This is a genomic window from Marinomonas sp. ef1 (assembly GCF_002806845.1).
GTDB lineage: Bacteria > Pseudomonadota > Gammaproteobacteria > Pseudomonadales > Marinomonadaceae > Marinomonas > Marinomonas polaris.
In genome coordinates this window covers 276,238-288,862 of the sequence record NZ_NHTT01000005.1, presented here as the reverse complement: position 1 = coordinate 288,862, position 12,625 = coordinate 276,238, and the positions used below count along the sequence as shown (strand labels likewise).

Sequence of the window (12,625 nt, the reverse complement as noted above, 5' to 3'; positions counted from 1 at the left end):
TGAGTTGACCGAAATTGGGTTGTTTTTGGTTCTTTTTGTCGCGCTCTTCGTTGGCTGGGCAATGGGGCGTAAAAATCCGACCAAGAAAAATAAGCAGGTTAAGAAAAATATTCCGACGGATTATTTTCGTGGCCTCAATCATTTACTTAACGATCAACACTCAGAGGCTATTGATGCTTTTGTTGATTCCTTAGAAGTTAACTCTGATACTTTTGATATTCATCTCACACTAGGCAATTTATTTCGTAAAAAAGGCGAAATACAAAAAGCGATTAACATCCATCAAAACTTACTCGCTCGCCCCGAAATATCCCAGCGTGAAATGCGTATGGTGCAATTGGAATTGGCCAGTGACTTTATGTCGGCAGGTTTGTTGGATAGAGCGGGTCGCCTGTTATTAAATATGGCGTCCACATCACGAAAAAGTGAGTTTCAACCTAAAATACTTACCTTGCTCGTGGATCTTTATGAATTTGAGCAAAGCTGGGATAAGGCTATTCAAATCGGTTCTGAATTGATAAAAGAAACGCCAACCAAAAAAGAGATTAAGCGCTTGGCACATTTTCATTGTGAAATGGCGCAAGAACTCCAAAAGAAAGAGCAATGGAAGCAGGCCTTCCAGCATTATAAAGATGCTTTAGATGTAGATTCTAGTTGTGTTCGAGCGAGTATTGGCGCTGCCGATGTATTAAATAGTCAGGGCCGTTATCGTGATGCGATTAAAGAGCTAAAGCATGCTGCGGAGCAAGATCCAGAATTCATTTCAATCATTATCCCCAAGTTAAAAGAGTGTTATCAAAAGGTATGGGGTAGTGGTGGATATATTAAATTTCTACAAGAACAGAACCAGAAAAAACCTTCTACAGCGTTAATTATGGCACTTGTTCAGCATTATATGGAAACCGATAAAGACTACGCCGAAATGTTTTTGGTTGAGCAGTTAAGGCAGCACCCAACAATTAAAGGCTTCAAAGAGCTAATTAGCTTGCAGCTTGCTGATTCTCAAGGATACAACCAGCAACATCTGGTGGTTCTATTTGAGCTTATTGATCAGCTGGTTCAAGCGAAACACAAATATCAATGCCGTCAGTGCGGCTTTCCAGGCCATCAATTGCATTGGCAGTGTCCAAGTTGTAAAAATTGGGGTGTGGTGAAGCCGATTCATGGATTGGAAGGCGAATAAAACCACCAGAGCATTGTGACACTTATAAACGATAGAAACTGAAAGAAAGAGGACACTGAATGAGCTGCCAATCCCCTATAGTGGTTGCCCTAGATTATCCAACCATGGCGCAATCTATTGAGATGGCCAAACGACTTGACCCTGAACAATGTCGAGTTAAAGTCGGCAAAGAGCTATTTACAACAGCTGGTCCTGTGATTTTGGATGAACTGCATAAATTAGGATTCGAGATTTTTCTAGATCTTAAATTTCATGATATTCCCAATACGGTTGCCAATGCTGTTAGTGTGGCGGCAAGGGCTGGTGTTTGGATGGTAAACGTACATGCCTCTGGTGGTCGCCGAATGATGGAGGCCTCTGCTAATGCGTTACAACAACTGCCTGATAATAAAACCTTGCTGATCGCGGTGACGGTACTGACCAGTATGGATCAAAGCGACCTTATAGAAATAGGTATAGATGCAACCCCTGAGCAACATGTAAAACGTCTTGCTGCATTAGCAAAATCATCAGGAATGGATGGTGTGGTTTGCTCTGCACAAGAATCCAGTATGTTGTCAGCAGATCTAGGTAAAGACTTTGTTTTAGTAACTCCAGGTATTCGTCCTGCTGGTTCTGATCAAGGCGATCAGAAACGCATCATGACACCAGCTGAAGCAATGGCAGCTGGTAGTCATTACCTTGTAATGGGGCGTCCTATTACACAGGCGAATGATCCTATTGCGGTATTAACTCAGGCAAATGCTGATTTGGGCTTGATGACATAAATTGCTCGCCTTGAGCCTTGAAGTCTGGTTAAAAACCTTTTACTCTAAAACCACTTACTTGTTTCAGCTCTTGTTGACGCAGTAAGTGGTTTTTTATTGGCAAGATGCCATCTTCTGTTTTTAAAAGAATTTGAAAAGGATTTTTCTATGACGAATTTCAAACGTATTTTGTGTGTTTGTGCTGCTCGCTCACTTCTTGTTATCTCTCTGGCTTTTATGCCTTTCTCGCTTTTCGCTGCAACCCCTTTGGATATAAATACCGCAACTGCTACCCAGTTTTCTGCGGTGATGTCTGGTGTTGGGATTAAAAAAGCGGAGGCAATTATTGCTTATCGTGAGGCTAATGGCGGCTTTGATTCCGTTGATCAATTAGCTCAGGTTAAAGGTATTGGTGATGCGCTTTTGGCCCGCAATAGGGATTTACTTCAAGTCGTGGCAACCGGTGAAAATTCGAAAAATTAGCTTTATTTAGATAACTGAAAACAAGCGGATTATGCGTCCGCTTGTTTTATTGTTAAGGCTTTAATGGCTTGATGTTGGGTTAAAAAGACTTGTCCACTCAGGTTTTCTATTAGGCTAGAGTCCGTTAGCTTATCCATTACGGGGCCTTTAATTTCTGAAAAATGCAGCATGACGCCAGCGGATTTCAATCTATCGTCAATGGTTTCTAAACTATCTAATGCACTGGCATCTATCATATTGACTGCGTTGCACATCAGAATGAGATGTTTGGTGTCTTTATGTCTTGATATTAGCGTCAACACGTAATCTTCTAGCACTCGGGCGTTGGCAAAGAAGAGGTTTTCATCAATTCGAATGGTGACTATTTCTGGGTCTGTTTCGACATCAAAGCGATTCACATTACGAAAGTGTTCTGTTCCTGGAAGGCGACCAACCACGGCAATATGTGGATGGCTAGTGTGCCAAAGAAAGAACAAGAGTGATAACGAAACCCCAACGATTATTCCTGTTTCCATACCAATAAATAGTACGACAAAGAAGGTTGCTAACAAGCCGAGTGCTTCTTGTTTAGAGAAACGATAGAGTCTTAAGAAGTCTTTAAAATCGATAAGCTGCAAAATAGAGATAGTAATGCTGCTTGCTAATACCGCTGTTGGAAGATAGTAAAAAAGCGGTGTAAAAAATAGCAAAGTTATAAGCATTAATAATCCGGTTAATATGCCTGTCATTGGGGTTTTCGCTCCGGCACTGACATTGACCACCGACCTTGAAAACCCACCTGTTACTGGGAAAGAGGCACTAAATGCTGCGGCTAAGTTCGCCAACCCCAATCCGACCAGCTCTTGGTTTGGATTAATATCTTGTTTACGCTTTGCCGCAAAAGATTGAGCAACAGAAACAGACCCAACGAAGCCCACAATGCTGATTAGAAAAGCCCCCGGTAACAGATCAATCATGGTATCTAAAGTAAAATTTTCAAAAGGTATCGTGGGTAAACTATTGCTTATATCGCCAACGATTTTGATACCGATTGAGTCTAGAGAAAATACTGCAACGCAGCTTGTTGTTGCAAGGACAACGATTACAGGGCCTGCTTTGCCCAACATGCTAGCGGTATTTTTCGCTAACCCAAGTTTGCTAAGAACAGGTGTTAAATAGCGTTTTAGTAGTATTAAAAGAGTGATGGAAATCGCACTTAAAATGACAGTGGGTAGATTGATGTCTTTGCTATGCAGCATCATACTTTTCGCTAGCTCGATTAGATTGTTGCCATGGGCTTGAACACCAATTAAGTGCTTGAACTGGCCAACAGCAATTAAAATTGCAGAAGCACTAATAAAACCGGAAATAACCGGATGACTTAATAAGTTAGATAGAAAGCCCATTTTTAACAGGCTCATCAAAATCAAAAAAACACCGGATAGAAACGCCAACATCATTGCGATAGCTGCATAATTTTCACTTCCAGGTAGTGCGAATGGCATTGCGATGGTCGCGGTCATCATTGAGGTAATGGCGACTGGGCCAACAGCAAGTGTGCGGCTAGTTCCAAAAAGGGAGTACAAAATAGCAGGAATGATTCCTGCGTAGAGGCCAACCACGGCGGGTAGCCCTGCAAGCAAGGCGTAACCCATGCTTTGTGGAATTAACAAAATGGTGGCTATCAAACTGGCCATCGCATCTGTTTGCATGTCTTCTCGTGAATAGCCTTTAAGCCAAGCCATTGCTGGAAAGTATTTTTCCAATTTAGTCATTTTACTCGCTTAAAAATATTTTGGTTGAGTGCTTTGTAATCATGACACATAAAAATGCATGCCTAATTCCCTAGTGCTAATATTTTTGAATGAATTGGTTTAGGTTATAAGAATATTTCATTATGTTATATATGGTGGCGAAATTGGTAAAGTCTAATCTTGATAGTTTTCTTCTTTGAGATAGATATTGCTGGAATCAAACTGTTATGAGTGATTGAAATACCAGACGTCTCTAGCAAAATTTGGTAATCTATTAAGTCGATTGTAAAGCTAAGGGAAAATATCCGTGTCGCAAGAGTTTCAGGTTGTTTCATCTTATTCACCCGCAGGCGATCAGCCAAAAGCCATAGAGAAACTTGTTCGTGGTGTCGAAGCGGGCTTGGCTCACCAAACATTACTTGGGGTAACAGGCTCAGGTAAAACGTACACTATTGCCAATGTCATCTCACAAGTGAAACGCCCAACCATTGTCATGGCTCACAACAAGACCTTGGCGGCACAGCTTTACGGCGAATTCAAAGAATTCTTTCCCAATAACGCCGTTGAATATTTTGTTTCTTACTACGATTATTACCAGCCAGAAGCGTATGTGGCTGCGTCTGATACCTTTATTGAGAAAGACGCATCAGTCAACGAACACATAGAGCAAATGCGACTGTCGGCGACTAAAGCCTTGCTAGAGCGTGAAGACGTTATTATTGTTGCTACGGTTTCGGCGATATATGGTCTGGGCGATCCGCAATCTTATTTAAAAATGATGTTGCACCTTGATCGTGGTGATCGCATTGATCAGCGTGATGTGTTGCGTCGTTTGGCTGAGCTGCAATATAGCCGCAACGATTTGGTATTAGAGCGCGGTAATTTCCGTGTTCGTGGCGATGTTATCGAAGTGTTTCCTGCGGACTCTGAAGACACCGCGATTCGCATCGAACTATTTGATGACGAAGTCGAAACCTTATCGATGATTGACCCGTTAACTAACAAAACCATTCGCAAAGTTCCCCGTGTGACGATTTATCCGAAAACTCACTATGTGACACCAAAAGAAACCGTACAAGCAGCAATTGAACGTATTAAAGTGGAATTGGATCAGCGTCTTGAGCAGCTTAAATCGCTTAATAAGTTGGTAGAAATGCAACGCCTTGATCAGCGTACGCGATATGATTTAGAAATGATGCAGGAGCTGGGCTACTGCAACGGCATAGAAAACTACTCGCGTTATTTGTCTGGTCGTGAAGAGGGCTCACCACCGCCAACTTTATTCGATTACCTGCCAGCCAATGCTTTGTTAGTTATCGACGAATCTCACGTTACAGTGTCGCAGATCGGCGCCATGTACAAAGGCGATAGGTCTCGTAAAGAGAACCTTGTCGAGTATGGCTTCCGTTTGCCTTCTGCTCTTGATAATCGTCCTATGAGATTTGAAGAATGGGAACAGATTAAACCGCAGACTATTTTTGTGTCAGCAACACCGGGAAAATACGAAGCAGAGCATCAAGACTGGGTGGTAGAGCAAATTGTTCGCCCTACAGGCTTGATAGACCCTATTCTAGAAGTTCGACCTGTGGCAACTCAGGTGGACGATTTGTTGTCTGAAATTAATCTAAGAACGCCGATTGGTGAGCGTATTTTGGTAACCACTTTAACCAAGCGGATGGCGGAAGATTTAAGTGACTATTTAAGTGATCATGGTGTCCGTGTGCGTTATCTGCATTCTGATATCGACACCGTCGAACGAGTAGAGATCATTCGAGATTTACGTTTGGGTGAGTTTGATGTGTTAGTTGGGATCAACTTGCTGCGAGAAGGTTTGGACATTCCAGAAGTTAGCCTTGTGGCGATTCTTGACGCCGATAAAGAAGGCTTCTTGCGCTCGGAAAAATCGCTTATTCAAACTATTGGTCGTGCTGCTCGTAACGTTAATGGCAAAGCGATTTTGTACGCCGATCGTATTACTGGATCCATGGAGAGGGCGATCAGCGAAACGGATCGTCGCCGTGAAAAGCAAAAAGCCCATAACGAAGAGCATGGCATTACGCCTGTAGGTATTACCAAATCCGTGGAAGACATCATGGAAGGTGCTTATAACCCTGGTGCTGGTAAACGTGGCAACAAAACCAAGAAAGTGGCTGAGACAGCAAAAGATTATCAAGTGGAAAGCATGGAAGACGTGGCACAAGTGCGTAAAGCTATGATCCAACTGCAAAAAGAAATGATGCTAGCTTCGGAAGAGTTGAAATTCGAATTAGCGGCGGGTTACCGGGATCAGATTCGCCAGCTTCAACGAAAATTAAAAGACGTTGGCGAATCATAAAATAACAGAGGAGTCTTAAATGGCCATAACTCTTAGAAATTACAATATTATCCGCGTTATCGACAACGGCGTCATAGTCAACTGCACCGTAATTGAGATGTGCTACGACTATGCGCTTGTGCGATTTAAAGACAAAAAATACAAAGTGCCGTATGGCTTAATTGACGAAGTGATTGGCCACGAACTGCTTGTTCCTGTCAGTGAATAATAGTTTTAAAACAAAGACTTCAAAAAATACCAACGAGGGCTTGTCAAAAGCAAACCTCTGCGTATAATAGCCAACACTTTTTAGGACTATAGCTCAGTTGGTTAGAGCGCTACCTTGACATGGTAGAGGTCAGCAGTTCGAATCTGCTTAGTCCTACCACCTAATTTAGTAAAAAAAATCAAGGGCTTACGTTAATTCGTAAGCCCTTTTTTTGTATTCTTTTTCCGTATATTTTCCTTAAATTTTCTAAACCTTTCTTTTTTTCTTGGCTTTTATGGGGCTTTTGGCTTGTTTTGTGTGCTTGAAAAGTTGTCGTTATTGCTGTCATTTTCGTGCAGGCATAAAAAAAGAGAGCGGTTAGCTCTCTTCTTCGTCGATTAGTTTGGCGAGTTCTCGCGGTATTCGTTGGTCTTTCCAGTTGATGTTTGTCATGTCTATTTTAGTCACATCTAACCCTGCGGCCACTTGTAGGGCTTCTTTTTGTTCGTGGCCGTCTATGTAGTGGTTTGTCATGTCTTCGGTAGCATGGCCAGCCAGTGCCATGATGTATTTTTTGGATAACCGGATTTAAAGTAGAACTATATACGCTCTTCGCCATGTATAAACGGTTTCTCTGCAAATCCCAAAATGACGACATGTCTTCGATATATTGCCAGTTTCTTCTGTATAATTTAGCATTTTTAATTCCACTAAAATATCTTGTTGAGCTTTACGATCCATAAGAATGCACCTCGATCATTATTTAAACAGCTTAGACTTTCTATTTAAGTCGAGGCTTTCATAGATAGGTTGGCAATACCTATTGGTGACGTGTTTGATAAACCAATCTTTTTTTATCGCTCGGTAGTCCCTATGCCCGAATGTGTTCATGGCATTCAACGTTAGATGTTTTCGCCCATTCTGCAATCTTAGCACTAGAAAGCTTACTCGCAGAATTTCTTTTATCTATAATGGTTTTGACTATTTCAACATAGCTTTTATCCATTACATAGCTCATCTAGAGCAACTGCAGTAACCTCTACGTTAAACCCTAATGCCTTTAATGTGCGTTTTATATTTTTCTTCATCTTTTATCAACAGTCGTCTCACGCTTAGCCCCAATCGACAGGTTAGAATAATTTTATCTCGTATGCTCAGAGCAAACTAATCATTGAGATTTTTCTGTTAAAAATGTCAGAAAGCAATTTTCAACTGTATTTCGAACACAAAAAATCCCCGTAAAAACTTGGTTTTATCTTGTTTAATATGGATAAAATTTTCCACTGTTAAACGTTTAACAAAATACTTGCCTATTATTATATTTCTTTGCTAGTCTTATTGCTGTTAAACGTTTAACTATAAATACAAAAAAGGTACGTTTGCAATGAGAAAGCCTTCCATCCGTGAAGTCGCTAAATTAGCTGAAGTGTCGACAGCTACCGTTTCTAATGTCTTTTCAGGCAAGAAACCAGTTAATGACGACCTTAAAAAGAGAGTGCGCTTAGCCGCGACTCAGCTTGGCTATGAAGTCGACCGCGCTGCTTCCCAATTACGTTCACAACGAAATAAAGTTGTAACGGTTTTGGTGCCAAATATCACAGATACGTTTTTTGCTACCATTGTCTCCCACCTTGAAAACCTTGCTTTTGAACATGGTTACGACGTTATTGTTGCGAGTTCCCACGACCGTATCGATGTAGAAACATCACGCATTAAAGCGCTGATGAGCTGGCGGCCTGCTGGCATGATCGCTATTCCATGTTCTGGGCAGTTGTCCGAATCACTACTAAACCTAAAGAATATTTGTCCAACCGTATTAATTGACCGTGTTTCTGTCCATGCCACGCCTTTCGATACAGTAACGATTGATAATCGAGCCGCTGGCGATCTAGCTTGTCAACATTTGGCAAATGCTGGACATGAAAACATCCTTATTGCTGCTTCCAATTTATCCTTTCCGCCGATCCGTGAACGTGTCGAAGGCGCTTTTTTAGCAATGGGAAGATCCCAGCTAACAAAGCCTAACGTGATTGAATTAGGGTCTGAATTAGAAGAAGGAGCAGTAAAGATTACCAATTGGTTAAAACATAATCCTCAACCTACCGCAATATTTGCATTAACCAACGTGACCACGCTTAGCACGCTCACAGCCCTTGCTGAATGCAATATTAAAGTAGGTCAAGACATATCGTTGGTGGCTTTCGATGATTACGCTTGGATGTCTGCACGAAGCACTAGCCTTACGGCAATACGTCAGCCTGTAGAAGAAGTCGCTGCAAGTGCTTGGAGTAAATTACTCGAGCGCATTGATTCGGACAGAAAAAACATTGATCCAAATGCTACTGTTCTTGATGCAACCCTGATTGAGCGTCATTCAGTAAAAAGCATTATGAAGCAGATTTAAGATATCTAAAGAAAGAGAGTGATCGGGTTCCGATCATTTTAAATATAACCACTGAAACTTGAATGAGGAGGCCAAGATGCAGAATTAATCTGAGAGAAATAGAGCCGGTAATACTGACGTTTTACCAAAACAAATTAACCCTACATCTTAGCTAAGGTTAGCGATCAATTACGATGTCTAACCGACTTACATGACTGTTGGAGCAGTGATGCAAGACGGGTTTAGTGTATTACATCTGAGTTTGTTTAACCAATAGAGTAAGAGTGAGGAGCAAAGCATTAGCCACTATTTGGCTGATGTGGGTGATTTTCGCCTAAAATTATTGATCGGAGTGTAAGTAATGAAATCTATAGCAACAAAAATAATCGGTTTTACTACGCTTGCCGTTACTTTCGGAACGTTTGCAGCGCAATCTCAAGCGGCATCGACAGTAGCGTTTTTGATGCCAGATCAGGCATCTACTCGATACGAAGAACATGACTTCCCGGGCTTTAAGGCCGCAATGAATAAGCTATGTGCTGATTGTAAATTGATCTATCAAAATGCAAATGGTGACGTGTCTTTGCAACAGCAACAATTTAACTCAGTCATTACACAAGGCGCAAAAGTTATTGTGTTGGACCCAGTAGATTCCAGTGCAGCTGCTTCTCTAGTGAATTTAGCACAAAGCCAAGGCGTGAAAGTCATTGCCTATGACCGTCCTATTCCAGGTAAAGCTGCTGATTTTTATGTGTCTTTTGACAACAAAGGTATAGGCAAAGCCATTGCAGAAAGCCTAGTTAAGCATTTAGAGAAGATGGGGGTGCCAAAGGATAAAGGTGGCATTCTACAGATTAATGGCTCTCCGACTGATGCAGCAGCTGGTTTGATCCGAGATGGTATTGACGAAGGTTTGGATAATAGCGGATACACCACAATAGCAGAATACGATACGCCAGATTGGGCGCCACCAAAGGCTCAAACATGGGCAAATGGACAAATCGCACGATTTGGTTCGAATATTTTAGGTGTTGTTGCTGCTAATGACGGTACTGGCGGTGGTGCTATTGCCGCATTGAAGGCGGCAGGTGTGAACCCTCTTCCTCCTGTTACTGGGAATGATGCCACTATCGCAGCATTACAGCTGATTATTGCGGGCGACCAATATAATACTATTTCGAAGCCTTCTGAAATCGTTGCTGCCGCTGCGGCGAACGTGGCCGTGCAAATGTTAAATGGTGTTAAGCCAATGGCAAAAACAACGCTGTATAACACACCATCTGAGTTGTTTGTTCCAGAGGTTGTGACTCGTGAAAATATCAAAGAAATTGTCTTTGATAGTGGCGTTACCTTCGCTGGTGATGTGTGTACTGGCCGATATTTGGCTGGCTGTATTGAGCTTGGTATCTGGCGCTAATTTAGCATTGATTATTATACGCTCCGCCACTCAGCTCCTCTGAGTGGCGTCTTTCCTAACTTATATTTAGTGGAGCAGACCATGTCTTCCAATACTTCTGCACGCTCGGAAGGGCTTCAGCCTATCCTGAGTTTGCGCAAAGTGTCTAAAAATTTCGGTGCCGTAGCAGCCCTTACTGACATCGATCTTGATGTCTATCCTGGCGAAGTGGTTGCTTTAGTTGGAGACAATGGCGCAGGCAAATCAACACTCATTAAAACCTTAGCAGGCGCGCATTCACCTTCGTCTGGAACGATTCATTTTGAAGGCAAAGAAGTGGTAATGGATGGGCCAAGCGATGCTTTGAGTCTTGGCATTGCCACAGTTTTTCAAGATTTAGCATTGTGTGAAAACCTAGATGTTGTTGCGAACATTTTCCTTGGGCAAGAACAAAACCCTTTGCACCTTGATGAAACGCAAATGGAGGTGACGTCTTGGAAATTATTAAACGAGCTTGCTGCCCGTATTCCTAGCGTTCGTGATGTTGTGGCATCACTTTCGGGCGGACAGCGACAAACAGTGGCGATTGCACGTTCGCTATTAACCAATCCAAAAATAATCATGCTTGATGAGCCTACTGCTGCACTTGGTGTGGCTCAAACCGCTGAGGTATTGAACCTAGTCGAACGCGTCAAAGCAAAAGGTCTTGGCGTCATTATGATTTCCCACAATATGCAAGATGTACGAGCGGTTGCTGATCGTGTGGTGGTATTACGATTAGGTAAAAATAACGGAGTGTTTAGCGCTGATGCCTCCAACGAAGAGCTAATAGGTGCCATCACTGGAGCAACAGACAATGCCGTTTCTCGAAGAGCAAAACGTTTAGCTGAAGCGGATAAAAACGTTGGAGAAGTACTATGAGTGATCAAACAAAAGAAAACATTAACAACGTAGGTCTTCTAGATCGCAGCGATGAACGAGTAACCCATGCAAATGATTTTTCCGGCGGCCTTAGCGCCTTTATTGATCGTGTTAAATCAGGTGATTTAGGGTCTTTGCCTGTTGTCATCGGGCTTGTGCTAATTTGGGGTATTTTTACTGCGATTAATCCTATTTTCTTGTCTGCAAACAACCTTGTAAATCTGCTGTTTGATTGTTCAACGGTGGGCGTTATCGCACTGGGGATTGTCTGCGTCTTGATGCTTGGGGAAATTGATTTATCCGTTGGTTCTATGAGTGGTGTTGGTTCTGCGCTGTTGGGCATGTTGTGGATAAATCAAGGATGGCCACTGCCTTTGGCTATTGGTGCAAGTCTTTGTATGGGTGCCATGATGGGCTTTGGGTACGCCTTCCTACGCACTAAATTCGGCATGCCAAGCTTTGTTTCTACGTTGGCTGGATTGTTAGCGCTACTGGGGTTCCAACTTTTCGTATTGGGCTCTACAGGCTCCATTAACCTTCCGTATGGTTCGTCAATGGTGGACTTTGGACAATTGATGATTATGCCTGCTTGGGCGGCCTATACTTTTGCCTTTATTCCAGGGGTTGTAATTGTGGTTATGGGGTTGCGTGTTCGCATTAAACGTCAGGCTGTAAACCTATCTGCCAAGAGTGTGAACAGTATTGTCTTCAAAGCGCTGATCGTTACTTTTGCCCTAGAAGCAGTAGTAATGTACTTAAATCAATCCCGTGGCGTGCCATGGATGTTTGCCCTGTTTGTTTTATTGGTTATCAGTATGGACTATGCGTTAACTCGAACTAAATGGGGACGTTCCATGTTTGCTGTTGGCGGCAACGCTGAAGCCGCTCGCCGTGCCGGTATTAATGTTAAAGCAATTTATATCAGTGCCTTTGTACTGTGCTCTTCGTTAGCGACCTTAGGAGGCGTATTAGCTGCCTCTCGTTTGGCCTCAGCAAGTCAGCAAGCAGGCACAGGCGATGTAAACTTGAATGCAATTGCCGCTGCCGTTATTGGTGGTACAAGTCTATTCGGTGGCCGAGGTTCCGCGTGGTCTGCACTGTTAGGAATTATTGTTATCCAGTCCATTGCAAATGGATTAACTCTTCTAAACCTGTCTTCTTCTCATCGTTACATGATTACTGGCGCAGTATTAGCCATTGCCGTAATTGTAGACAGTTTAGCCCGTCAAAGTCGTGTTTCTCATGGTAAAGCGTAACG

The 12,625-nt window shown here is 42.5% G+C and carries 12 protein-coding genes and 1 tRNA gene; 10 read left to right on the top strand and 3 right to left on the bottom strand.

The features are described 5' to 3' along the window. Window positions 1–4 precede the first annotated feature (4 nt). From lapB to CCS02_RS09270, 3 genes are all read left to right on the top strand, one after another. Window positions 5–1,183: a lipopolysaccharide assembly protein LapB gene (lapB, locus tag CCS02_RS09280; RefSeq protein ID WP_072841205.1), complete on the top strand. Its 1,179-nt coding sequence runs from the start codon at window positions 5–7 to the stop codon at window positions 1,181–1,183. 59 nt (window positions 1,184–1,242) lie between these two features. Further along, window positions 1,243–1,950: an orotidine-5'-phosphate decarboxylase gene (gene pyrF / locus CCS02_RS09275; protein ID WP_100187038.1), complete on the top strand. Its 708-nt coding sequence runs from the start codon at window positions 1,243–1,245 to the stop codon at window positions 1,948–1,950. Window positions 1,951–2,097: 147 nt separating this feature from the next. Further along, window positions 2,098–2,412: a ComEA family DNA-binding protein gene (locus tag CCS02_RS09270; RefSeq protein WP_100187037.1), complete on the top strand. Its 315-nt coding sequence runs from the start codon at window positions 2,098–2,100 to the stop codon at window positions 2,410–2,412. Between the two features lie 29 nt (window positions 2,413–2,441). Here CCS02_RS09270 and CCS02_RS09265 read toward each other — a convergent pair whose 3' ends face one another. After that, entirely contained in the window at window positions 2,442–4,166 is a 1,725-nt protein-coding gene (locus CCS02_RS09265) for a SulP family inorganic anion transporter (RefSeq protein ID WP_100187036.1), read from the bottom strand. Between the two features lie 286 nt (window positions 4,167–4,452). Here CCS02_RS09265 and uvrB point away from each other — a divergent pair, with 286 nt between their 5' ends. From uvrB to CCS02_RS09250, 3 genes are all read left to right on the top strand, one after another. Then, window positions 4,453–6,480 carry an excinuclease ABC subunit UvrB gene (gene uvrB / locus CCS02_RS09260; protein ID WP_072841209.1) on the top strand — a complete coding sequence of 676 codons (2,028 nt, stop codon included), beginning with the start codon at window positions 4,453–4,455 and terminating at the stop codon, window positions 6,478–6,480. A 19-nt stretch (window positions 6,481–6,499) separates the two neighbouring features. Further along, window positions 6,500–6,688 (top strand): hypothetical protein, encoded by a 189-nt coding sequence (locus CCS02_RS09255; protein WP_072841210.1) that lies wholly within the window; start codon window positions 6,500–6,502, stop codon window positions 6,686–6,688. Window positions 6,689–6,770: 82 nt separating this feature from the next. Then, window positions 6,771–6,847: transfer RNA gene (locus CCS02_RS09250), tRNA-Val, on the top strand. A gap of 198 nt (window positions 6,848–7,045) precedes the next feature. Here the strand turns inward: CCS02_RS09250 and CCS02_RS09245 are convergent. Continuing rightward, on the bottom strand, window positions 7,046–7,231 hold the full coding sequence (locus CCS02_RS09245; RefSeq protein ID WP_100187035.1) for a hypothetical protein: 186 nt from the start codon (window positions 7,229–7,231) through the stop codon (window positions 7,046–7,048). A 24-nt stretch (window positions 7,232–7,255) separates the two neighbouring features. Further along, window positions 7,256–7,366 carry a helix-turn-helix domain-containing protein gene (locus tag CCS02_RS22535; RefSeq protein ID WP_442919209.1) on the bottom strand — a complete coding sequence of 37 codons (111 nt, stop codon included), beginning with the start codon at window positions 7,364–7,366 and terminating at the stop codon, window positions 7,256–7,258. A gap of 685 nt (window positions 7,367–8,051) precedes the next feature. Here CCS02_RS22535 and CCS02_RS09235 point away from each other — a divergent pair. The 4 genes from CCS02_RS09235 to CCS02_RS09220 all read left to right on the top strand — a co-directional run bounded on the left by CCS02_RS09235 (window position 8,052) and on the right by CCS02_RS09220 (window position 12,623). Then, a complete protein-coding gene (locus CCS02_RS09235; protein WP_100187033.1) occupies window positions 8,052–9,071 on the top strand; it encodes a LacI family DNA-binding transcriptional regulator in 1,020 nt (339 codons plus the stop codon). Window positions 9,072–9,411: 340 nt separating this feature from the next. Further along, a complete protein-coding gene (locus CCS02_RS09230) occupies window positions 9,412–10,467 on the top strand; it encodes an ABC transporter substrate-binding protein (RefSeq protein ID WP_100187032.1) in 1,056 nt (351 codons plus the stop codon). Between the two features lie 81 nt (window positions 10,468–10,548). Next, window positions 10,549–11,367 carry an ATP-binding cassette domain-containing protein gene (locus CCS02_RS09225; RefSeq protein ID WP_100187031.1) on the top strand — a complete coding sequence of 273 codons (819 nt, stop codon included), beginning with the start codon at window positions 10,549–10,551 and terminating at the stop codon, window positions 11,365–11,367. Continuing rightward, on the top strand, window positions 11,364–12,623 hold the full coding sequence (locus tag CCS02_RS09220) for a sugar ABC transporter permease (protein ID WP_100187030.1): 1,260 nt from the start codon (window positions 11,364–11,366) through the stop codon (window positions 12,621–12,623). Before CCS02_RS09225 ends, CCS02_RS09220 begins: the two co-directional genes overlap by 4 nt. The last annotated feature ends 2 nt before the right edge of the window (window positions 12,624–12,625 follow it).